Annotated in this window: 21 protein-coding genes; 8 read left to right on the forward strand and 13 right to left on the reverse strand. The window is 41.3% G+C overall.

Annotated features, from left to right (window positions below; translation table 11 throughout):
• Positions 1–6: 6 nt before the first annotated feature.
• The gene (locus tag WDV75_RS09985; protein WP_273557664.1) at positions 7–603 is read right to left on the reverse strand and encodes an NADPH-dependent FMN reductase; all 597 of its coding nucleotides are present in this window, start codon (positions 601–603) and stop codon (positions 7–9) included.
• Positions 604–634: 31 nt separating this feature from the next.
• Positions 635–1,510 (reverse strand): EamA family transporter, encoded by an 876-nt coding sequence (locus WDV75_RS09990; RefSeq protein ID WP_273557663.1) that lies wholly within the window; start codon positions 1,508–1,510, stop codon positions 635–637.
• Between the two features lie 187 nt (positions 1,511–1,697).
• Between WDV75_RS09990 and WDV75_RS09995 the strand changes: the two genes are divergently transcribed.
• Positions 1,698–2,201 carry a MarR family winged helix-turn-helix transcriptional regulator gene (locus WDV75_RS09995; protein ID WP_273557662.1) on the forward strand — a complete coding sequence of 168 codons (504 nt, stop codon included), beginning with the start codon at positions 1,698–1,700 and terminating at the stop codon, positions 2,199–2,201.
• A 35-nt stretch (positions 2,202–2,236) separates the two neighbouring features.
• On the opposite strand, the gene WDV75_RS10000 is transcribed toward WDV75_RS09995, so the two are convergent.
• The 3 genes from WDV75_RS10000 to WDV75_RS10010 form a co-directional block, all read right to left on the reverse strand.
• Positions 2,237–4,237: a TonB-dependent copper receptor gene (locus WDV75_RS10000; RefSeq protein WP_273557661.1), complete on the reverse strand. Its 2,001-nt coding sequence runs from the start codon at positions 4,235–4,237 to the stop codon at positions 2,237–2,239.
• An 81-nt stretch (positions 4,238–4,318) separates the two neighbouring features.
• Entirely contained in the window at positions 4,319–4,705 is a 387-nt protein-coding gene (locus WDV75_RS10005) for a DUF2946 domain-containing protein (RefSeq protein ID WP_273557660.1), read from the reverse strand.
• Between the two features lie 321 nt (positions 4,706–5,026).
• Entirely contained in the window at positions 5,027–5,914 is an 888-nt protein-coding gene (locus tag WDV75_RS10010) for a hypothetical protein (protein ID WP_273557659.1), read from the reverse strand.
• A gap of 380 nt (positions 5,915–6,294) precedes the next feature.
• Between WDV75_RS10010 and WDV75_RS10015 the strand changes: the two genes are divergently transcribed.
• The 4 genes from WDV75_RS10015 (at position 6,295) to WDV75_RS10030 (ending at position 10,797) form a co-directional block, all read left to right on the forward strand.
• Complete coding sequence (locus WDV75_RS10015) at positions 6,295–7,626, forward strand: aspartate aminotransferase family protein (protein ID WP_273557658.1); 1,332 nt, start codon at positions 6,295–6,297, stop codon at positions 7,624–7,626.
• A gap of 35 nt (positions 7,627–7,661) precedes the next feature.
• Positions 7,662–8,081: an ASCH domain-containing protein gene (locus tag WDV75_RS10020; protein WP_273557657.1), complete on the forward strand. Its 420-nt coding sequence runs from the start codon at positions 7,662–7,664 to the stop codon at positions 8,079–8,081.
• A gap of 407 nt (positions 8,082–8,488) precedes the next feature.
• Positions 8,489–9,592 carry an alkene reductase gene (locus tag WDV75_RS10025; protein WP_273557656.1) on the forward strand — a complete coding sequence of 368 codons (1,104 nt, stop codon included), beginning with the start codon at positions 8,489–8,491 and terminating at the stop codon, positions 9,590–9,592.
• A gap of 182 nt (positions 9,593–9,774) precedes the next feature.
• On the forward strand, positions 9,775–10,797 hold the full coding sequence (locus tag WDV75_RS10030) for a serine hydrolase domain-containing protein (protein ID WP_273557655.1): 1,023 nt from the start codon (positions 9,775–9,777) through the stop codon (positions 10,795–10,797).
• A 350-nt stretch (positions 10,798–11,147) separates the two neighbouring features.
• Here WDV75_RS10030 and WDV75_RS10035 read toward each other — a convergent pair whose 3' ends face one another.
• The 7 genes from WDV75_RS10035 to WDV75_RS10065 form a co-directional block, all read right to left on the reverse strand.
• Positions 11,148–12,689: an NAD(P)/FAD-dependent oxidoreductase gene (locus WDV75_RS10035; RefSeq protein ID WP_273557654.1), complete on the reverse strand. Its 1,542-nt coding sequence runs from the start codon at positions 12,687–12,689 to the stop codon at positions 11,148–11,150.
• Positions 12,680–13,072, reverse strand: a complete 393-nt coding sequence (locus WDV75_RS10040) for a DUF805 domain-containing protein (protein WP_273557653.1) — start codon at positions 13,070–13,072, stop codon at positions 12,680–12,682. The genes WDV75_RS10035 and WDV75_RS10040 overlap by 10 nt, the downstream gene beginning before the upstream one ends.
• 73 nt (positions 13,073–13,145) lie before the next feature.
• Positions 13,146–14,432, reverse strand: coding sequence for a 4-aminobutyrate--2-oxoglutarate transaminase (locus WDV75_RS10045; protein ID WP_273557652.1), 1,287 nt, complete (start codon positions 14,430–14,432; stop codon positions 13,146–13,148).
• A gap of 36 nt (positions 14,433–14,468) precedes the next feature.
• On the reverse strand, positions 14,469–15,212 hold the full coding sequence (locus tag WDV75_RS10050) for a cache domain-containing protein (RefSeq protein WP_273557651.1): 744 nt from the start codon (positions 15,210–15,212) through the stop codon (positions 14,469–14,471).
• Positions 15,213–15,245: 33 nt separating this feature from the next.
• Positions 15,246–16,001: a FadR/GntR family transcriptional regulator gene (locus WDV75_RS10055; RefSeq protein WP_273557650.1), complete on the reverse strand. Its 756-nt coding sequence runs from the start codon at positions 15,999–16,001 to the stop codon at positions 15,246–15,248.
• Between the two features lie 54 nt (positions 16,002–16,055).
• Positions 16,056–16,829 (reverse strand): nuclear transport factor 2 family protein, encoded by a 774-nt coding sequence (locus WDV75_RS10060; RefSeq protein WP_273557649.1) that lies wholly within the window; start codon positions 16,827–16,829, stop codon positions 16,056–16,058.
• Positions 16,830–16,844: 15 nt separating this feature from the next.
• A complete protein-coding gene (locus WDV75_RS10065; RefSeq protein ID WP_273557648.1) occupies positions 16,845–18,275 on the reverse strand; it encodes a gamma-aminobutyraldehyde dehydrogenase in 1,431 nt (476 codons plus the stop codon).
• Between the two features lie 1,019 nt (positions 18,276–19,294).
• On the opposite strand from WDV75_RS10065, the gene WDV75_RS10070 reads away from it, so the two are divergent.
• From WDV75_RS10070 to WDV75_RS10080, 3 genes are all read left to right on the forward strand, one after another.
• Positions 19,295–20,008 carry a phosphatidylserine decarboxylase gene (locus WDV75_RS10070; RefSeq protein ID WP_273557647.1) on the forward strand — a complete coding sequence of 238 codons (714 nt, stop codon included), beginning with the start codon at positions 19,295–19,297 and terminating at the stop codon, positions 20,006–20,008.
• 33 nt (positions 20,009–20,041) lie between these two features.
• Complete coding sequence (locus WDV75_RS10075) at positions 20,042–20,968, forward strand: dimethylarginine dimethylaminohydrolase family protein (protein ID WP_273557646.1); 927 nt, start codon at positions 20,042–20,044, stop codon at positions 20,966–20,968.
• Between the two features lie 187 nt (positions 20,969–21,155).
• Positions 21,156–22,853: an ABC transporter ATP-binding protein gene (locus tag WDV75_RS10080; RefSeq protein WP_273557645.1), complete on the forward strand. Its 1,698-nt coding sequence runs from the start codon at positions 21,156–21,158 to the stop codon at positions 22,851–22,853.
• A gap of 64 nt (positions 22,854–22,917) precedes the next feature.
• Here WDV75_RS10080 and WDV75_RS10085 read toward each other — a convergent pair whose 3' ends face one another.
• Positions 22,918–23,610, reverse strand: coding sequence for a hypothetical protein (locus tag WDV75_RS10085; protein WP_273557644.1), 693 nt, complete (start codon positions 23,608–23,610; stop codon positions 22,918–22,920).
• Between the last annotated feature and the right edge of the window lie 90 nt (positions 23,611–23,700).

Genomic DNA, 23,700 nt, shown 5'->3' on the forward strand with positions numbered 1-23,700 from the left:
GTTTATTCACATACCATACAGATAATTTTCACTTTCTTCGCCAACGTCATCACGAACTTGTTCCAGTGCTTTGGCATAAGATTTCAGCAAATTCAGCGTATAGTGAACACGGCTTTCAAATTTCTCATCGTTACAAATCAGATCCTTTGAAATCAAACTTTCACTTTGACGGAAAACTAAATGGTCAGGCAAGAAACAGACATGGTTATTTTTAAAACCTGTCATGCGTAATTCGCAAAGAGGATAAACACCGTTAATTCCACTTGATACACTCGCCAATAATGCTGGTTTATGGCCTAATTCTGCTATAGAACAATACAATAGAAAATTCTTCAATGCCGGAGTTGACATTCCATGCCATTCTGGAGTCACGAAGATAAATGCTTCACTCTCTCTTAAATGTTGTGCAATTGGCTGCCAGGGATGAGATTCCGCTGATATATCTGTTGTATAACCATCATGTAATGGCAATTCTACATTGGAGAGTTCCAAAAGCTCTATCTCAGCAAATCCATATTCGCTACTTAATTTTTGTAAATAACGAGCTACACGTTGGCTGCGAGAATCTGGACGTTGGCTACCTGAAATTATAGTAAGTTTCATTGATTTTCCTGTTATTCATTAGGTTGAAGAATTATCGGATTTTTTTGTCTGATTCCCGCGGAATCGAAAGCCAAACAGCAATAATGATGGTGCATACCCCAAGCATTTGTGGCAAGGAAAATGTTTGTTTTAGAAACAAATATCCTAAAATACAAGCAGATAGTGCACTAAGGAATCCCAAAAACGAGATTGTCACAACGGGTAACTTTTCAATTCCTCGAAACCAAATAATATAAGAAAACACCGCACCAATTATACATAAATAGCTATAGCCGAAAATATTGGTTACAGTAAGGTGTTGTGGTAAACCTTCTATAGAAATGGCAACAGGCAATAACATTAACCCTCCAAGAGTTAATTGCCAGCCGGTAAAACTGAGTAATGATAAATTGGTGGGGCGGTTCCAATATTTAGTAAGCACAACCCCTAAAGCCATACAACTGCACCCCGCGAACCCCGTAATAACGCCTTGCCAATTTAAACTACTGGCTGAGTTTAATACTAATAAGCCAATCCCGACAACGCCCAATATTGCCGAAATAATATGTTTGATTGTGAGAGAAGTTTTCAATATGTAAGTACTTAACAAGATAACAATTATGGGTTGGCAAGCCATAATTAATGATGCCGTACCACCAGGTAGATATCCTGCCGTAACAAAGAGAAAATAGAAGAAGGCACTGATATTGAGCAAGCTCAATACCATAATACGTAACCACCAAATTCCTTTGGGCATAGTACGACAAATCAACAGTAATAATATACCAGCAGGTAATGCTCTAATAGTAGAAGCTAGCAAAGGCACATTGGGTGGTAATACTTCTGTCGTAATAATGTAAGTACTTCCCCAAACAATTGGGGCTAATGCAGTCAATAACATATTATGGATAGATCTAATTTCTAGCATGTTTCTGCCCTTCTGATTTGTTCGTTTTTTGTTCTTAACATCACTTTTTTTAGTACTCCTTTTTAGTGCTTACTACCTAAAAAAATCACCAACAAAAGTATCTTTATGTAAAGATAAATTAAAATAATAGCCTAATTGATTTTTATCAAGTATCTTTCCATCAAAATAAATGAATAGGGGGAAAAACATGAAATACGATCACGTTGACCGATTACTGAGACAGTGGGAACAACAGCGTCCAGATCTTGATCCGTCGTCAATAGGCGTCATTGGGCGGTTATGTCGCATTCACAAAATTATTGAACAACGCTTGCAACATGCTTTCAAAGAACATGACCTAAGTGGTATCGAGTTTGATATCCTTGCGACACTACGACGTAATAACAGACCAATTACACCTACTGAGCTATATCAATCCGTTATGCTAACTTCTGGAGCAATGAGCACTCGTATTGAACATATGGTACAGCGAGGGTTGATTGGGCGTATTGCTAACGAAGAAGACCGACGTAGCTGTAAGGTTTTTCTGACACCAGAAGGAAGGACCTTGATAGACAAAGCAGTGGAAAGTCATTTAGAGAACCAAAAAGCCATTCTCGAACCACTAACGACAACTCAGCAAGAGCAACTTGCAACACTGCTGCGGCATTGGTTGCTGGATAATGAGTCAACGAGTAGTGATTCGCCCTGATATAAATCAGGGCGAGATAGATCTAGGAGAAGATATTAGAACTTAATATTAACTCTTGCCCAATAAGTACGTCCAGGTTCATTGACTGCCGTATTACCGGAATAACCAAAGCCTTGATTCCCCGCTAAGTTAAGGTGTTCGCTATAGGTTTTATCAAAAATATTGTCAACCCCAGCACTGATTTGAACGTTTTTGGTCACCTGATAGGCTGTATTAGCAGATAGGGTGGCGAAGTCTTTGCTACGATCAAAGTCTTTACCTACAACGTTACCTTCATTGATTGCCACTCGGTGCTGGCTACTTACCAGACGCAGCAAACCACTGCTAGTCCAATCGCCATGCTCCCAGGTCAAGCCGAAACGCGCTTCCAAAGGTGGGATCTGCGGCAATGGGCGATGATGAGTGGTATTTTGCGCCCAGGAATACGCCAGGCTGGCATCAGTTTTCCAGTTTTCGTTAAACTTATAAGCGACTCCTGTTTCTCCGCCCATAATGGTGGCATCCACGTTACCAGCCACCGCATTCTTGCTACGATAATCGAACAAGATAAAGTCATTCACTTTACCCACATACGCTGATATCCAACCTTTCAGGCGGTTATCATTATATTGTGCGCCGATATCCAATTGGGTTGTTTTTTCGGGCTTGATATTAGTGAAAGCATTACTGCCCGCTTTACCCGAAACCAGCTCCCAGTAATCAGGAAAACGCTCGGTATAACCAATGCCGGCATAGAGCATTACCGGAGATTCTTTCAGGTCATGTTCAAGCCGAATAAAGCCAGCGGGCAGGGTTTCTTTACGTTCTTGTTGAGTAGCATATTTATACGCTGTTGCACGATCTAATCGTACACCACCGATCACTTTATTCTGTGTAGTTGCATCCCAGGTTAATTCACCAAAAATACCGTAATCACGGAAGCGGACATTTTTTACCCAGCCATTTCTTTCAGCTTCAGCCATCCTGCGATCGGTATTGGTACGGTGAATATTAGTTTGCATATCCACTCCGCTCTGTAACTTGAAATCTTCCCACAACCAAGTTCCCATCATACGGCCACCCATTGTCAGGCGGTCAGGTTCTGAGGCCATTTTCATTTTTGAACGTCGCATGGAATAGTTATCCATTACATGGTCGGTGTAGTTGTAATAAAAATTGGATTCGAATTTGTCAAACACTTCGCCAATGTTGGATTTCTCAAAACGCACACCAAAACTTTTGCGCTTAAATTGTGTGCCGTCCATACCTCGCGTGGCATAACGTGCTTCACCATCACCTTGTCCAGCGCTTAACTCCAGTAACGTATTTTCATCTGGTGTCCAACCCAAGGCGATATCGGTATTCCATTTATCCCAGCGGGAAGGAACGCGTTTGCCATCACCATCTTTATAATCATTAGAATGGGATTTATTGCCGATCAAACGGATATAGCCCAATTCATTGCCAATACTGAGATCGGCATTACCATCCCAACGACCATGAGAACCCATCACTGTGCTGATATTGCCTTGAGCGCCAGCTTGCTCAAACTGAGGGCGAATACGTTCGAAACGAATAGTTCCCGCTGAATTACCTGGCCCCCAAAGTACGGTTTGTGGGCCTTTGACTAAACTCAAAACATCATAACTTTCTGGTGAAATATAAGAGCTTGGCGCATCCATACGTCCGCCACAAGAGCCCAGTATTTCACTGTCATCAATTAACATTCTCAGACGAGAACCAAACATGCCACGGAATACAGGATCACCGTTAGTGCCGCCGTTACGGATCTGTGAAAACCCTGGAATGGTTTTCAGGTAATCAGAACCATCACTAGCAGGTATTGGTTGACGAGGTGTTTTTAATGAAGAAACTACTTCAAGAGGTGAAACTGCCGGTGCAGTTACCGTGATCACAGTTTCATTATCGTGATCATGAGCAATGTGTTTTTCTTTTGTTTCTTTGGTATTGGCAGCCCAGCCACTGCTTGGCATGATGAGTGCGATAGTCAAAGCTGCTGTCAGAGGTGATATACGAAATAGTTGTGTAGTAAACATAAAAAATCCCTTAATTAGCAACGTTGCCATACAAATTGCGTAAGGCAAGGAAAATAAAATGGTTTATTTTAAGCAGACCGACTAAATAAGGGGTGGGGCGCGTGGTTGTGATTCGCCATAAAACAGCCGAATAACAGGGCCAAAGAAACGCGATATTGGTAGTGCCCTGAACACAATGAGTGTCAATAGAATGAAAGGAACAAAACCACCTGCTAATAATGGCAGATTAATCAGAAGTTGACAGTAACCACAAGCGATATCGTCCATTAAGCCCATATGAATATGATCGACACCATGATGATTCATCGTGTGTGTCGCAGGCATACAGTGATTTATTTCACTTTTTATTTCTTCACGGTGGTGCTCCAGTGTTTTTGATACCACCGGTGCAATGAACAACATCAAAATCGCCAGTAAGGCGATGATAGCGGGTGTTCGGCTTTGTGAGAGGCGAAAAAGCGATAACAAGCTAATGATCCGGATCAATTTCTACGATTGAGGGCTAATCTTACTGCATTTAGGCTGAGGTTGTTAAAATATTTTGGGATTGTGTATCAGTCACCAGCGTTCCAGCACATCATAATTTCACTGGAACTCTGGATTTATCTGTTTTCTTCCAAGAAGACCCGCTTATGGCCTGCACCTTCTCCTACCCATATCACTGTAACCCATTCGCCATTACATTGTATTTCCATTTTGTCCTTTAATATCGCCATAATCATAATTTTTGATTATTGATTTATCTGGCGTATTTTTATCAATCTTAAACTATACGATTGATTATTCATATTATGACTCAGTATTTGAACACATTCTTATGACAAATTCTTCTTGAGGTGAAAGATGTATATCGTTAATGGTAAAAGCATCTTCCTCGCCGTTAGTCCTAATCAAGTCGTTGATATATTCAAATGTGTTATTTCTATACATAAGCCTAGGCGTTACCCCATCATATAATGATATATAATAAATTTCTGGAGAATACCAAGGTACATTATTACCAAATAAATTAACCATTGGATTATCAGGAACGAAACCGAGCGCATAACCAAAATGACGTACTAATAATATATACATATATCTTTTTACTGCTTCATATGGATTATGAATATCACCAAATGTTCTCATTATCGTTGTTATTCTTTCATCACTCATTCCTGCAAGGAAATTATCAACATATATACCATATTGTCCTGCAAGATTAGTATTCCCTAATGCTAATGTATTTATATATCCAGTTTGTGGTATGTAAGCGATAGCAGGTTCAAGACCAGGTCTTCCTGCTAACATATTTAATGCCGAAGAATAACCAATCCTGAAGTTTGCTTCCTGAGAACTATTTGCGCGCCTAATAGTTAATTGTGGATATGCATCACGAGCGACATTTCGCCAAAAATCTACAGCAGCCTCAATTTCTGCGGAGTAATCAATTCTTCTCGTAGCACCATAAATTTCAGCATGAATTACAGCTCCATTAGGCGGTATAGTATAGCGAATCTCTCCTCCATAAGCTTCCACTGGGTTATAATGAACTCCATCTCGATCAGGTTGTGTTATACTGGCTCTATATTTTATTGTCACATTAGCGTTAACCCCCATTGAATTTAAAAGAAATAAAAAACAAATCACCCTTGCAAACATTAATAATATAAATCTAAAACGTGTTCTATCATTCATAACATTATCCTATTTTTAATAATTAAGGTTAATGGATGTATATAATTTGATATAGAATGAATAATGTTTGATATATTTAACTCACTGTGTGATCTTACTCTCATTCATTAAATTGAATCGCTCCGGATGTGCATAATTAAAAACAATTATCAATTAATAACCAAATGTTATCGGTTGATAATTAATTAGTTTATCAGCCCTCATAATAAAATCAATCAGCGGATGGAAAACATCATATATTTATGATTATATCTATTTTTAAATTTGTGAATTTCATTTGCGTGAGTAAACTCATCACTAATGATTAGATAATTGAGGTTTAACTTGAGTAGAGTTTCATTGCAAACTCTTGGCTACAACCTTGTGCGAGGGACTATAAAATGCCAGATAGAAATTATTTCCAAAAATTGAACTTTAAAGCCCACTGGATGCCGTTCAGCGCTAATCGTCATTTTCAACAAGATCCACGTTTGATTGTTTCAGCAGAAGGAAGTTGGCTATTTGATGATCAAGGCCGTCGAATTTATGACAGTTTATCAGGATTATGGACGTGTGGAGCAGGCCATTCACGCGCTGAAATTCGTCAGGCTGTTTCAGATCAACTGGGGACATTGGATTATTCCCCAGGTTTCCAATATGGACACCCTTTGTCATTTAAATTAGCAGATAAAATTGCCAGCCTTATGCCTGGTGATTTAAATCATGTATTTTTTACCAGTTCAGGTTCAGAAGCTACCGATACCGCAGTAAAAATGGCTCGTGCTTACTGGCGGATTCAAGGACAACCTGCAAAAACTAAATTTATCGGTCGGGCACGGGGTTACCATGGTGTCAATATCGCAGGAACCAGCCTTGGCGGTATTGGGGGTAATCGCAAAATGTTTGGTCAGTTTATGGATGTTGACCATCTTTCGCATACATTACAACCTAATATGGCTTTTACTAAAGGGATGCCAGCGGCTGGTGGCCCCGAACTGGCAGATGAATTACTAAAACTCATTGAATTGCATGATGCCAGTAATATCGCTGCTGTTATTGTCGAACCACTTTCTGGATCTGCCGGCGCTATTATCCCACCACAAGGTTACTTACAACGCTTACGGGAAATTTGTACTCAATATGATATCTTGCTGATTTTTGATGAAGTAATTACCGGTTTCGGGCGTTTGGGAAGCTGGAGTGGTGCTGAATATTTCGGTGTAACCCCAGATATCCTTAACTTTGCTAAACAAATTACCAACGGTGCAATTCCTCTGGGTGGTGTAATTGCGTCCAGCAAGATCTACGATGCCTTTATGTCACAATCTCTGTCCGAACATATGATTGAATTCAGCCACGGTTATACCTATTCAGGTCATCCGGTTGCTTGTGCCGCGGGATTGGCTTCATTGGAACTGCTGGAAAAAGAAAATTTGCTTCAACAAGCTGCGGAATTGGCATCACATTTTGAACAAAAATTACATGCACTAAGTCACTGCCCAAATGTCGTGGATATTCGTAACTGCGGGCTAGTGGGGGCCATCCAAATTGCTCCACGGGATGGAGATGCCGTTGTCCGGCCTTTTGATGCTGGTATTGCATTATGGAAAGCGGGTTTTTATGTCCGTTTTGGTGGTGACACGTTACAATTTGGTCCCATGTTCAATGCTAAAATTGATGATCTTGATCGTCTGTTCAATGCGGTTGGTGATGTTCTATACCAAATCAAATAAAATCTTCATTAATGAGGGGGAATCTGTAAGATAACATGAAAGCTATTGAAATCATAAAGTTAATTGAAAACAAATATCCAAAAGCAGGGCATTGGGTATTTGGTGATTCTCCTTCCATGCATGATGAGTTGGCTAAGTTAGTTGCTAAGGGTATAAAAACAGCAACAACTTGCTCATTTCACTCTTATGAGTCGGACGATAGCAAAATTACAGTTGGTAATCACTATATTGTCTTCGGCAGTAAAGGAAATCCAACTTGTATTGTCAGAGCCACAGCTATGCACTTGATGCGATTTTCTGAAATGACCGAGGAACTGGCAAGGAAAGAAGGTGAGGGTGATAGGAGCTTGGCTCATTGGCAATTAGAACATCAACGTTTTTTTGAAGAGAGCGGTGAGTTTTCACCAAATATGGAAATTGTTGTGATCGAATTTAAGGTGGTAAAACTGACATAATCATTCAAACCCACCCAGCATATAACGCCATTTAAAGCTGTTTTTGTACCAATCGCCTTTCAAGATGTGTCTTATATCTCCCTATATTCATAAGGCTTGCACTTATCCACTTTTTTATCTCACATTTTATATGTGCAATACCAATAATTCTATTTGGAAATTGTTTCTGTATTTTATTTTTTTATTCATTGTACCGTGCAGTATTGTATGGAACAGTGAGATTGGTATATAGCTGATTCACACCATTAACCCACGAATTTTTATTCAGGAAATACATCACATAAAGACATAATAAGTTGTTTGAGATAAATTAACTCTTCCGACAATTACTTAAATTATATTTTCATAAAGTTATAATCTTATGTGTTGATCGAATCATTATATCAATATAAAAAATAGGAAATATTATGACTGATAATAGCACTAGAACCGATCTTTTCTCGCCTACCAAATTAGGGGATATTGAACTTGCTAATCGTATTGTTATGGCTCCTTTAACACGTGCTCGTATGAATGAGGATGGTGTCCCAAACGAACTTAATGTTACATATTATGCTCAACGTGTGAGCGCCGGTTTAATCATTTCAGAAGCAACTAATATTTCAGCACAGGGATGCGGTTATGCTATGACTCCTGGTATCTGGACAGAAGATCAGGTGGCAGGATGGAAAAAAGTCACAGATGTTATTCATGCTGCTGGTGGTAAGATTGTAATGCAATTGTGGCATGTCGGTCGTTTCTCACACGTTGATCTTCAACCAAATAAAGAAGCACCAGTAGCACCATCCGTTATTGAAACAGATGGTAATGTTTTTACCCGTCGTGGTATAGAGAAAGCGTCCATACCACGTGCACTTAGAACCGACGAGATCCCTGACATTATTAGGCAATATAGACATGCGGCAGAATGTGCTAAACGTGCAGGGTTTGATGGTGTAGAAATTCATGCTGCTAACAATTATCTATTGGAACAGTTTTTGCGTGATTCAACTAACCATCGCACCGATCAGTATGGTGGTTCAATTGAAAACCGTGCCAGATTGATTATCGAAGTTATTGACGCTGTAACCCATATTTGGGGTGGTGGGCGGGTGGGTATTAGGCTGTCTCCAGTGACAACAGAAGTAGGAAATACTCCGCTTGATAGTAATGTGATGGCAACTTATGGCTATCTGATCCAGCAACTCAATAAATTCAAACTGGCTTATCTCCATTTTGTTGAAGGAACAACAGGAAAAAGCCGTGATATTCCCGCAGAAGTTGATTTGGATGAACTAAGATCGTTGTTCGATGGTGCTTATATCGGTAACAACAATTATGACCTTGAAATGGCGATTTCTCGTCGTGTGGAAGGTAAGGTGGATGCCGTTGCATTCGGTCGTCCATTTATTTCTAATCCAGATTTGGTAGAACGTTTACGCTACGGGATTGAACTGACTGATCTCAATAATGATGCTTATTACGGTAATGGAGAAAAAGGATATACCGATTGGTTGAAAGCGAATTATTAATTTTATAAGCGTCTTTTTCAGCAAAATGCAGATATTGATTTGAGCAAAAAAAGTGGCAGGTACTGTAGAGCACTATTAACGGCTCTATGTTACCTGCTTTTTTAGGTAAAACCGACGGTGACCTGTGATTATCAGAGAAACCAGGTGGTGTGACAGAGAAGAGTAGATGTAAGGACGTAATTATGAATAAAAATCCTGAGATCATTAAAGCACTTAATGAACTTTTAACATCATTTGATAAACATGCTCCAGGTGTTGTCTACATGGCCAAGTATGACAACGGATTAACCTATCAAGGTTCTATAGGATTGGCTTGTTTAGAATCACATAAACCGCTTTCAATAGAAAGCGTATTTAATATAGCTTCAGTTTCAAAACAGTTCACTGCATTTACGCTCTTATTGTTAGAAAATGACGGTTATTTGTCGTTAGATGATTCAATCACAAAGTTCCTGCCTGATTTAGGCAGCTATGCAAAACCTGTTACTCTGCGTCACTTAATCTATCATACAGGTGGACTCGTTGATTATATGGAACTGGCTGAATCGATTGGTATTAATGAACAAGATCCGTTGACAATTGAACAATCATTACATCACTTATATGCGCACTCTCAATCTGTATTTGCGCCAGGGACAGCATTTGAGTACAGCAATACTGGATATTTTTTATTAGCGCAAGTGGCTGAAAAAGCCAGTGGGATAAAACTGAGTGAATTCAGTCAAGAACGTATTTTCAAACCTCTCGGGATGAAAAATACGTTCATTGTTGATGAATATCCAATCGCTGTCGAATTTGCACGAGCATATAACCCAAAAGGTCAACTTTTTGAATCGCCATGGACACATACAGGTGATGGGGCGGTACACTCAACTGTTGGAGACCTCATGTTATGGGGTGAAAATTTATCTCACGGTAGGGTTGGTGGAAGATCATTAGTCCAACGCATGACTCAAGCATTACCCAAGATAACATCTACTGGAGATATGGTTAAAAACTATGAAACTTATGCATTTGGCTTAGAACATCACAATCACTTGGCTGAGCCTAGTCTGGAACACTCCGGTGAATGGGCCGGTTACAGAGCTCATTTTATACGTTTGCCAAACTCATGTTTAACTATTGCTGTACTAAGTAATCAAGTGGCCATTGATACTCAAGAATTAAGTTATAAGATTGCTGATATATTGCTAAAGGCAGCGTAACTTTTGCGTCAAAATTGCCTGTCTTTTATGAAAAGAGTCTCGCTAAAGTTTTGCAACGTTTGGGGGCCGAGAGCAGGGCGTACTCATCATTAATGCATTACCGGATTTATCAAATACGAAGATGGTAATGAATGAAATTAAATGTTATTTAACATAATATAGATTATGCGAACCAAGAGATAACACCAGTTAATAATGCCATTTTTTGCGGCATAAAGGAGAAAACCTTTTGCCGCGATAAGAACATTCAGATGTTGGTTGTTGGTGACTATCATGCTTTAAGTGATGTTACTCGTGTCAGTTGCACATACTCTTAATCTGTGACCATCAGGGGCTATCGCTACGAATATTCAGAACGAAACCATATCTGCCGGATTAATCGTGCTTATTACTCCCAGAGCGCCTTTAATTAATGGGATAGCCACCGGAGAGAGATAGGAGCCTAGCGGGATCCTCGTGTGATCAATGCAGGTAAGCATAGCAAAGTCGCGGTTACGTCCGATGAGATCGTCGCTGATGGCTTTGCCAACGCGTACCGTTTGTGCCACTCCATGTCCGCTCCAGCCATGCACCATATAGACAGGGATGTTGTCACCACTTTTGCGGGCATCGGTCGCACCGTTCAGGGTCAGATCGCTGATCCCACCCCAAGAGTATTCCAGTTCAGGTTTTTCCAAATACGGGAATACGGTTCTGATACGATCAAGCAAGTAGTTGTTCACATCGCGCGGCGACCAGGAGTTCCCCGTGCCCTGTCCACCAAATAACAGACGATTGCCACGCACCGCGCGATAATAGTCTATCTGTAACTGTGTATCGTAGACCGGCAGATCTGACGGAATCAGTTTTTTGATATCCACCGACAGCGGCGAGGTTACTGCTACATAGGTGAAAAAAGGCACTGTAGTAGAAGGACCGGAAATAAACTCATCCGTAGAGCCATGTACCCCCAGCACCACAGCTTTACTCGCTCTGATAAGTCCCCGCTCAGTTTCTATAACCGTGCTGCTGACATCCTGTCTAATGCCCTGCACCTTTGTACTGTCATAGACTCGTCCCCCCAGTCTGACAAAGCCATACACCAAGCCCCGCAGCAGCGCCAGAGGTTGAACCTGTCCACCGATGCTGTCGATATTAGCACCATGATAGATACTCGAACACACATACTCTTCCTGCAATTCGTGTGGCCCAATAACTTTCACTGCCCTATCCCCCAGCTGGCGTCGGGCATCAACATTAGCAACCAATGGCCCCATGTGACCTGGATGTATCGCCGCAGTAATGTGACCATATTTGCGGTCACATTCAAAGCTGTAACGTTCGCGGAGCTCATCCACAAGTTCCATTGCTTCAATCGATGCAAAACGCCATAAACGTTTGGCCTCATCAAGGGAAAATTTTTCCAGTATGGTTTCAGCTTCCCAGCGGGCAATGCCAGGTGTCATCTGTCCCCCATTACGGCCAGAGGCTCCAGAACCAATGTTATCCTTTTCAACCAGAATCACATCGATGCCCTCTTCAGCAAGATGCAGCGCAGTAGATGCTCCCAGTAACCCACCACCAATAACTGCAACCTCACAGCTCTGATCTCTGGAGAAGCTTCCAAAAGCTGGCCAATCAGCCAGAGATGCCTCATAGTAGTTGGCAGGCATGGCGTTGGTAGTCATGTCTCTATGCCAATTCCAGATGCGCGGATCCAAACCCAACCGGCTGGTTTTATACTGTGCATCCTGCAACAACGTCGGCCGGAATGGGTTAATATTGATGACCGGAGTATCAACCGCAGCTAATGCCTGAGCAAGCAGAGATGCAGAGGGAAGTATGGATGAAAGGACTCCCGCCCCTGCAAAAATTGCGGCAGTAGAGATAAAATCTCTTCTGTTCATTGCCATTTCAGCTCTCCTTTAATGGAGTGAACCCGATTCTTTGAATCGTATTTATTACTACCCATCTGTCCTTTCAGAGCAGCGAGTATCAGTAAAATAACCGTGCCGACAAAGGGGATCAGATGTAACAATAGCCACCAGGCGCTACAATTAATATCGTGTAGGCGGCGGGCATTTACCGCCAATGCTGGCAAAAATGTGACCAGTAAATAGATAGCACTAAGCCACCCCATATAAATTTCGGGGTTGGCAATAGCAAACAACCTTTCCAGGAAGGAAATGATGAGAACAGCAAGGATCTGAAACAGAAAAAAATGCCAGAACTCCTTACGCTTAGCCCTCCCCCTGAAACAGGTATAATTCTTTAATACGTTTAGATACCAGTGCATTGTTGTCCTCTATTATGAACCTGCTCAGGTTACTCCTTGCCGCCACATACATATCCCTCCTGGTTATCTCCGGTTAAACGGCAGGTGTACAGTTCAGTTCGAGCAAGACAGATTTCAGGATATTAAGTGCCTCGTCAAAAACATCATCTTGTATGGTCAGCGGTGGAAGGAAACGGATTACGTTGCCATGTATACCACACGTCAACAGAATTAGGCCACGTTCTAGCGCTTTCTGACGTACTGCGTTGGTAAAATCGGCATCAGGTTCTTGACTCTCCGCACGATTAAATTCCACCGCAATCATCAGCCCAAGTCCCCGCACATCAGCAATCTGTGGGACATGCGGGCGCAGTTTATGCAGATATTGTCTTAGCCGTTCTCCCAGCTGCATTGCACGCTCAGTCAGCTTTTCTTCTTCGATTACATCCAGCACCGCGTGACCAGCAGCAATCGCTACCGGGTTACCTCCATAGGTTCCCCCTAATCCCCCTGGCACTACAGCGTCCATCAACTCTGATCGTCCCGTTACAGCTGCCAGCGGAAATCCTCCCGCCAGCCCTTTCGCCATCGTGGTCAGATCGGCTGCAATCTGATGGTGTTCCATAGCAAACAGTTTTCCTGTACGCGCGAAACCCGTCTGAATTTCATCAGCAATGAGTACAATACCGTAGCGATCGGCAATTTCGCGTAGAGATTTGAGTAAGTTGGGAGGTGCAGGATAAAATCCGCCCTCACCCTGTACTGGCTCGATGATAATGGCAGCAACGCGCGTGGGTTCAATATCAGTTTTGAAGAGATTCTCCAGCGCGTTCAGTGTCTGCTCTACACTGATACCGTGTAACTCTACCGGAAATGGAACACGGTAAACGTCGCCGACTAGCGGGCCAAACCCCATTTTGTACGGTGCGACTTTGCCGGTTAATGCCATACCAAGGAAAGTACGGCCATGAAAAGCGCCGCTGAAAGCGACTACACCATTACGTCCGGTAGCGGCACGCGCGATCTTCACGGCATTTTCTACTGCCTCAGCCCCTGTGGTGACAAAAACGGTCTTTTTCACAAAATTACCCGGCACCAGATGGTTCAATCGCTCGGCTAGCGTTACATAATTTTCATAAGGCACTACTTGATGACAGGTGTGGGTAAATTGTTCCAACTGCTCTCTGGCCGCGGCAATGACGCGCGGGTGGCGATGGCCGGTATTCACTACAGCGATACCGGCGGCAAAATCAATATAGCGTTGTCCTTGGGAATCCCAGATTTCAGCATTTTCTGCGCGTTCAACATAGACTTGTGTGGTCACGCCTACGCCTTTTGCGATAGCTGCCCTACGTCTTTTAGCTAACATAGATTCAGTCATAAGCAAAAACTCCTGAGTAATTTTAATTAGTGGGGTTCAGCTAACAAACGCCCTGTGTGATGGCGGTAGGATCACCAAGTGCAATGAAGGAACTTCTCGATTGGCCGAACGGTTAACGTCTTGTCCCTTCAATAGTGAACCTGACCGCACTCCTGGCACGGTTGAAGTCACGACACGCCCATCGTCATTAATAATTAATGCAGGCTTACCGATAGCACCAAGAACCGGCAGAAGTAACCGATCCAGCGTCGAAACCAGAATATCCACTGCTGCGACACCGGCAAACTCTTCACCGATAAGCACCGGATGGGCTATCGTAATCGTGTAGGCGCCATTACAGACATAATCCACATAAGGGCCATCGATGACGGGAAGATGACAGCTGGCTGGTTGCCGGAACCACTCAAACGATCGGAAATCCAGACGTCTGCGTTGCTCTTGATTTTGTTCCAGCTGCGCATATTGAATGGTATTCCCTTCCTGACGCCACCATTCCAGCGTCCAGTAACCGCTCTCTTCCCTAACCGTCTTCGGTATCGCATAACTGGCAAATCCCGCCCCGTTACACCAAACGTGGTTACACCGCAGTACATCTTGGATATGTTTTTGCAATACGTCGCGCTGCGCCTGCTGCAAACGAACACCTTCCGTACGATATAACGGCAGTTCTAATAAAATACGTGCTGTTTTATCCGCTAAAGTTGTAGTGGCCCGCTGCGCCGCAACCAGGATACCGTCCAGGATATGCTTAGCGCGTTCTACATATATGTTGTTGTACATATGTCCCCCTTTCCAGGGATAAATGCCGCCACATTACTTGCGATCAAATCGTTGTAAGAATGATGCATCAGTATCCATACGCAATTTGCATTCAAGTAAGTGGTCAGTTATTCGGGTAATCATCTTCTGTGCCAATTGGTAACAGGCGAAACCATCCCCTTTATACAAAGCGGCCAAGATTGTATGCCAGGCGGCAGCAACCTCGTTGTGAATAACTGCCTCTCGATATAGAAGTACCATCAAAGGCGCCCATTCAGCCTGTATCTCCAGCTCTTGATTGGCGAGCCTGGCTGATTGGGCCTGGGATGCCAGAGTTAACAGACAGCGCATATCTGCCTGTATACGTGCATCTGGTTGCGTTGCGGTTGCAAAGCTGTCGATCAGTTGTCCAAGCTTTCTCAGTTCACCTAGTGTTGAACGTTGAGCCGCAAGCCTCGCACTGTGACCAATAACTGCACAGTGAAACTCGCTGAAATCCGCCAGTTCACCTGAAGCCATCAGCCGCAACGGGTGATATTTCTGCATTGTCTCAACGGAAACTTGGCACACAAAACTACCGCCATGACGTCCGCGCCGAGTATCAATCAACTGCCTGGCACGTAGTGTGTTCAGAGCGTCGCGAACAGTTACCGGTGACACACCCAGCAGCCGCGACAACTCGTTTTCGTTAGGCAACTGCTCATCAGTTTGTAATATTCCGGAGATGATCGCGTTACTTAAACGTTCCACAACCTGTTCGGTTCTGGTGGCCTGATCGAGTGGTGCGTAGACGATGGAATATGCCGTCATTTTCTAACTCCTGATTGAAATGACACAGGATTTCAGCATGTCTGCAAACAAACGCTAAAAAATACCGTGGCGGTGTAGCGCTTGCGCATCCTCTGGTACTGGTGTGATAGCATCCCAAAGTTCAGCCACTTTGCCATTCTCGACGCGCCATAGCTCAAAATAACTGTGACGCACTCCGGCAATACTTCCCTCTGAATGAGTCAGAACAAACTGCCCGTCGGCTACTGTATGGTGGATTTTTGTATAATGCAGGCCCTGTCCTTCATTTTTCAGTTGCTTAAGGAATGCAATGACTGCAGCCGTACCATCGGAAATATCGGGGCTATGCTGGCGGAACGCCTTACCATTGGTGTAATGTTCAAACTCATCATAGTGCCCTTCGATCAGGGTCCGCGTGAAAAAATCAACCACTAGTTCACGGTTTTTCTCTTTGTCACGGCTAGGGCCTGTTTCCGTTGGGCCATCTAATTGAGTTCGGCCACTGGCATTCGGCGCGGACTGCGGTACTAAACCATCCCAGTGTTCCACGATTAAGCCATCGGTAACCCGGTAAAGATCGAAACCAACTAACGGCTTATCGTCTAAGCCCGTGAAACGGCCGTGGATAGCAACCAGATCACCGTCTTGTAGTACGCGAAATGTTTCATGATGCAGTGCGGGATGTGACTGGACCAACTCACGCAGTCCGGTAAGACCATTTTTGATTAGTGGAGAATGTTCAATGAAATTCGGCGCGAAATAACGCTCAAGCGCCCTCACATCACGGTCAGTAAACAGTTCATGGTGCGCACGTGATACCAGGTCGCGCAAAGATATTTTTTGATTCATGTGGATATCCTTGTATCAATCATTGGAACTCATCACGTGTTTGATACGTGTGTATTCATCGAAACCATAGGCCGACAAATCTTTACCGTATCCAGATTGCTTAAAGCCACCATGTGGTGCTTCTGCCGTAAGAGGAATATGGGTGTTAATCCAGACAGTTCCAAAATCAAGCTCACGAGACAGGCGTAACGCACGGCCATGATCGCGAGTCCAGACACTGGAAGCTAATCCGTACTTCACATCGTTAGCTTTCTCGATAGCTTCCTGTTCTGTCAGGAATTTCTGCACTGTGATAACAGGCCCAAAAATTTCAGTCTGAATCACTTCATCATACTGCTCCAGGCCAGTAATCACTGTAGGTTCAAAATAATATCCCGAGCGACTGGCCTGACGCCCTCCTGTTTCGATACGGGCATGGGCGGGCAGGCGCGCAATAAACCCTTTGACCTGTTCCAGCTGACGAACATTATTAAGCGGCCCATACAGCGCCTCTTGATCTTCTGGCTCGCCAAAACGGGTGGCTTTAGCTGCCGTCACCAATTTAGCGACGAAGGTATCGTGAACAGATTCATGCACCAACACACGTGAAGCTGCCGTGCAATCCTGACCTGCGTTGAAGTACCCTGCGGTAACGATGGTATCCACTGCTTTATCGATATCCGCATCAGCAAAAACGATTACCGGCGCTTTACCTCCCAGCTCAAGATGCGCTTTGGTGAGATTAGCCGCCGCCGAAGAGGCAACCTGAAAACCTGCACGTGTGGAACCAGTAATAGAAACCATAGCAGGCGTTTTGTGTGAAACGACCAGAGCGCCCGCATTCGCATTACCCAATACCACGTTGAAGGCGCCAGCAGGGAAAAACGGCGCGGACAGTTCAGCCAGTAGCAAAGTGCTTTCCGGTGTGGTGTCACTTGGTTTAAGCACCACGGTATTACCTGCGGCCAGAGCAGGTGCTATCTTCCACACCGCCATCATCAACGGATAGTTCCATGGAGTAACCTGCCCCACCACGCCCAGCGGTTCACGCCGAATGCTGGTGGTCATATCAGGGAGATATTCTGCTGTAGCTTTGCCTTCCAAAAAACGGGCAGCACCAGCGAAAAAGCGGATATGATCCACAGATGTTGCAACCTCCTCGGAGGCAATCAGGTGTTTGAGCTGCCCTGTATTGCGGCTTTGTAATTCAATCAGGCGTTCAGCGTTTTTTTCTATCGTATCTGCCAGTGCTAATAACGCCCGTTGGCGCGCTGAAGGGGTGCTGCGGCCCCATATCTTAAATGCCTCTTTAGCCGATGCATAAGCATCATCAACATCCGCCGCGGTCGCGTTAGGAGAACGCGCATAAAATTCACCAGTGACAGGGCTTACCAGATCAAAATATTCGGAACCTTTAGTTTCAACATACTGACCATTAATGAAATGCTTAAGCGTTGGTATCGACATGGTTACTTCCTCTCCTTATGGATTAAACGGATAAAATATAACCTATGATTTAATATATTTAACGGTTGCATTTTAGTCAAATTTGTATAAAAAATGTAAAAACAAGAGGAAAGTTAGATACATATATGTAACTTTAAGGACTCTCGGCAGAAAAAAATCTTCAGATATGTGAGAAAGATCGAAGATTTCATATTTTGCGGGCTGGAAAAGATGAACGGATAGCAGGTTTATGTAATTTCAATTTTCAACTGACTATAAAACTTATGCATATATACCAATATAACTTCAAGAAATCAGGTTTCACATCGTATTGTAAATTGCAACTTGAAGTTTAATGCATATATTTGCGAATTATCTGAATTCTTAAGCAAATAATTTCTACATAATTGTTTAACCTGTTCTTCTAATTTATCGCGTAATAGCGAGCAATAAATTAAATAAAATATGTCACGCAAATGTAATGATGTTGTTATTTTTTAATAAATTATTTAAATTTAAAGTGCTCAAATATCAAACGCCATATTTATTTTAATTGACTTTTGCGTTATATCACTTTAAGTATTTAAGTGGATTAAAAATTGAACCGAACACGTCATTTATTTAAATTTTAATTAATTTTTTTGTCACATTTGTGATAAATGTCACTGACAGATATATATAATACACTACCTTACTACCCATATTTTGTATCATCAATATATTTATATTTAGTTGGCTATATATATCAATCTATACCAATCCAACTTCAAGATGCATGTAATTTCTCCCCGCGAAGCGGGGAGAAATCAGGTTTCATATCGTGTTGTAAATTGCAAATTGAAGTTTAATGAGTATAGTTAACTTAGGTGAAATTTTGTTTATTGACAAACAAAAAATAAACATACCCATAAAAAAAATAAAATTGAATCATTAATATTAGTCTGTAACATATCTCGCTGTAACTGTTTGTATGATGTTGTTTTTTCTCTTTTTCATGTTCTAGTTGATGAACATTTTTAGAGGTAATAATGAGTAACAAAATGAACGAAGCCATTAAATCGATATTTAATGGACTCACTGATCTTCCGCCTGAAACTTATTTCCAGGAAGGTTTTTTCAGGGACCCAGCGAGAACAATCAATACAGATGATAGGTATTTTTTATCTCCTGCTGATGGGTTTGTCATCTATAGCGGGATAATAAACCCAGATGAAGCGATCACCGAAGTAAAAGGAAAAAAATATAGCATTCAAGATATCATCAGAGATAAACATTATGATAAGCGTTCGCTGGTCATTGGTATCTTTATGACATGCTATGATGTTCATATTAATAGAATTCCTTACGATGGTATCCTTAGTTACGCGGAACATGAGCCTCTGGAAACCAATAATCTACCAATGATTGATGTAGAGAATAATATTTTTTATAAAGAGAACATTGAATTAATTTATGACGACTATTTATATCTAAATCAACGAGTTGTCAATAAGGTCTATTCGCCTGGCATTAATCGAGAATACTATATGGTTCAAGTCGGTGATTATGATGTTGATACGATAACACCGTTCCATATACAACAAAATACGCCTGTATATCAGGGTGATAGATTTTCAATGATTCGATATGGTTCACAAGTCGACTTGGTGATCCCTGTTACTGATGATGATGAATTAACTTCATTAGTTACTGAAAAGGAACATGTCACTGGTGGTATGACGAAGTTAGTTAGAATCAACGATAACTCTCTATAAACAAATAATATAAACTAGAATTGAGGTTTTAAGATGTTAAAGAATTCTCCCAATATCATTTCTGATCTGAAAATGCCCGTGTTTTTATTAGCTCCTCCATTTTCATTAAACACCAATGTAAGAAATAACATTTGGATGGAGGAACTGGACGAATCTGCTATCAATGTTAACAGCAAAGTGGCTTTAAGACAGTTCTATAAGCTATATAGCTTTATGTCATCACAATCGTTGGTCTATCTGTTGCCATCCGATACTCACCAAGAGCTACAAGATCAAGTATATGTTGCTAACTTGGGCATTATTATTGGAGATGAAGATCCAACAGCAATAGTTGCCAATTTTGCATCAGAAATCAGAAGATCAGAAACACCTATTGGAGTCAGTTTCTTTGAATCATTGGGCTATAAAACTGAAGTTGCCCCCTACTATTTTGAAGGTGAAGCTGAATTAAAACATTTGCATGATAATGTCCTGGTCGGTGGTTATGGAATAAGAAGTGATATTAAGACCTATGACTGGATGGAAGAAAAATTCGACCTCAAAATCGTGAAAGTGGAAGAAAGAGATCCTTATCTTTACCATTTGGATTGCAGCATTTTCCCACTGGATAAAGAAAATACGCTCGTTTATACCGGCGGATTCAACAGCGACGAGCTGAAAGAATTGGAAAAAGTCACTAACATTATTAGCATCAGTAAAGATATTGCATACAGTGGGATTTGTAACTCTGTCAGAGTCAATCAGCATATTCTCTGTTCATCCAATATTAATGATCTGAAAGCAGGTACGGAGGAGTATATCTATGAAATGAACAAAAACCATGAGCTGGAAAAAGTTTGCTCTAAATTGGCATTAACACCAAAACTTTTCAATTTATCTGAATATATGAAGAGCGGCGCCCTGCTTTCCTGCATGGTTATGCATTTAAATAGATATTCTTATAAAATACAAGTAATCTAAAAATTGCGATAAATCATTGATCACATAATTTCACTCAAAATTATTGAGTTAGTTGCAATATAAATTGTATTTTATTGCCATAGGATAAATGTATTCCAAGGATGGAGTTAGTCGCTTTTTGGTAGGATGATAAGTTTTAACATGTTGTCTATACTAGTTAGATTGATAACTTAACAGTGATCAGTATATGAAATATATTATATTCCTTTATTCTTTTATACGTAAACAAAAAACAGCATTGGTGCTGGCTATTGTTTTTACGGTAGTGGCTGCTTTAGCGGAGGTTGTATTTCCATTCCTGGTTCAGGAATTAGTCAATACTTTATTAAAGGATAAGCTAATTCTTTCTTTCTCATTTAATGAATTAATTGCTTCTCTAATTGCAGTATCATTATTGATTGTCATCAGTCATGCTATTATTATTTGGATGCAAACAATTAATGCATCAGAACTGAGTTATAATATGAGGAAATCGCTAGTCGATTCTTTCCTCTCTTTTCCTTATCATATCACCAGAAAATTTCATTCAGCGAATCTGGCATTCAGAATAAAAAATGATACTTACCTTGTATCAGATAGAGTTAGAGATTTATATAGCGAATTTCTTTATGATACGTTGTCAATAATCGGCCCATTTATTGCTATGGCACTGATTGATATTAAATTGGCGATTTTGGCATTTATGATGGTTTGTCTGACGACTTTAATCAGCAAGCCAATCACTAACCGAGTGGCTGTTTATGAAAGAATTCTGCAAATTTATAACTCACGATTGACCGGCGTCATCCAAGAATCACTTTCTTGGATCAAATCTGTCAAGATTTTCAATTCTGAAGAGTCGGAGAAAAAGAGAATTAATGATGCTAATACTAAAGTGAAAAATGTTGAGAGGATCACCGGACTGTTTATGTCCCTATCTATTCCTCTTGGCTTTTTTGCACAGTTAGCATCGACCATTGCTGTGCTTTGGTATGGTGGTTTGCTATTGATGGATGGAACGATCAACCCTGGTAATTTTGTTGCTGCATTTACCTATGAACAATTGATGTCTGATTCCATTAAGAGATACAGTAATCATTTAAATAAATTTGCTTCACTCAAGTCGTTGTTGGATAGAGTTTTCGAATTGTTGGGAGCATACCAGCCAAACAATCGCAAACAGAGCCAATCAGTGGAAAATTGTAGTGCCAATGCTATTGATATCAACGTTAAGAAATTTTCCTATAACGACAGAGATACTTTGTTCAGAGACATGAATATCTCTATACAAAAAGGAGAACGGGTTCTTATCGTCGGTGATAATGGTCAAGGTAAAAGTACGATATTTGATATCGTGACGGGTTTAACACCACTAAACGAAGGCTACGTTTCAATTTTTGGTGAAGTGCTGGATGATCCTGATTCTCAGCGCTGGTTACAAAAATTTGGTGTGATGTCACAACAAACTCAGATTATAAAGGGCACGTTATACGATAATTTGCACATTGCCAATACAGCATCAACCAGGGAAGAGATGATTTCTGCGTTGATTAAAGCAGGTGGCCATGAACTGTTGGACAAATTGAAAGATGGCTTGGATTCATACATTGACGAAAAAGGCTCTTCCCTGTCGGGCGGTGAAAGGCAGGTAATTGGGTTAGCGCGTTTGTACCTTAAGACACCAGAAATACTGCTATTTGATGAACCTACGACCTATCTGGACAATAGTAAAATAAATAGCTTTGCTGAATCATTGAACAATATCGTTCGCGGTAAAACTGTGCTTATGATAAGCCATGATCCGCGTGTATTTAGACTGGCTGAGCGAGTAATCCGAATCGACAAAGGGAAAATTGCATTCGATGGTTCCCTACAAGAATATATGGAGCAAGCAAGAGCAAGCTAATCTGCTCACTTTTTCAGGCCCGCATTTGGCGGGCCATCTGCGTTTCATCCATAATTACATAAACCTACGTATAGTCTCTATATTCAAAATTCAAAACGGTTTCAGCAAATTCCCCTAGTTCGATCTCAGAATTTTCAAATTTCGGCTGGTAATTTTGCCATAAATCGACATATCTTCCTTCTATCCAAGGTGGAGATACTGGCGAACCATCTAGCCAGAATTGTATGCAGGATTGAACCCTTGGATCTTTCCTATTTCGGTATATCCATCTCAGTTCTTTGTTGGTATATGAGTCTTTTCCTTTGTCGATTTTTGGGTTATTTTTTTTATTGATAACATTCTCCATATCTATTCCATCTAAGATAAAATGGATATTTGCATGGCTTAACGAGTGAGAATACCAAGACAACCCAGTTTTACATTTTCGGCTTGTTATTTTTCTAGGGTAGTAAACGTTCCCATTTCTGATATCAATCTTATAGTTATCTTCTTGATTGAGTATATCTCTGTATTTCCAGTGTTCCATTACCGCCGTTGTAAAGCTTTCTTGATTATGAGGAATTTGTTGTCCATACATCTTACGTACCTTAATTTCATTTTGAGTAATTGAATATCTATCAATAGTTGATATGTTGTTAGGATCAAGAACTAGCTGAAATCCTGGGTGTTTTTGAGCATGTTGTTTTCTCTTATCATATAATCCAAAGATAAGATCCCCTGATTCAAAAGAAGTTTTAAATGGTTGATAAAAAGGCATATTACCCTCTGCTCTCTATTTCCGTGTAGATTATTTTACATAAATGCATTGAATAGTGTTGCTAATTTCTTATAGAACTTTTTGGGCTAA

Origin of the sequence: Xenorhabdus griffiniae (genome assembly GCF_037265215.1) — a bacterium.
GTDB classification, from domain to species: Bacteria; Pseudomonadota; Gammaproteobacteria; order Enterobacterales; family Enterobacteriaceae; genus Xenorhabdus; species Xenorhabdus griffiniae.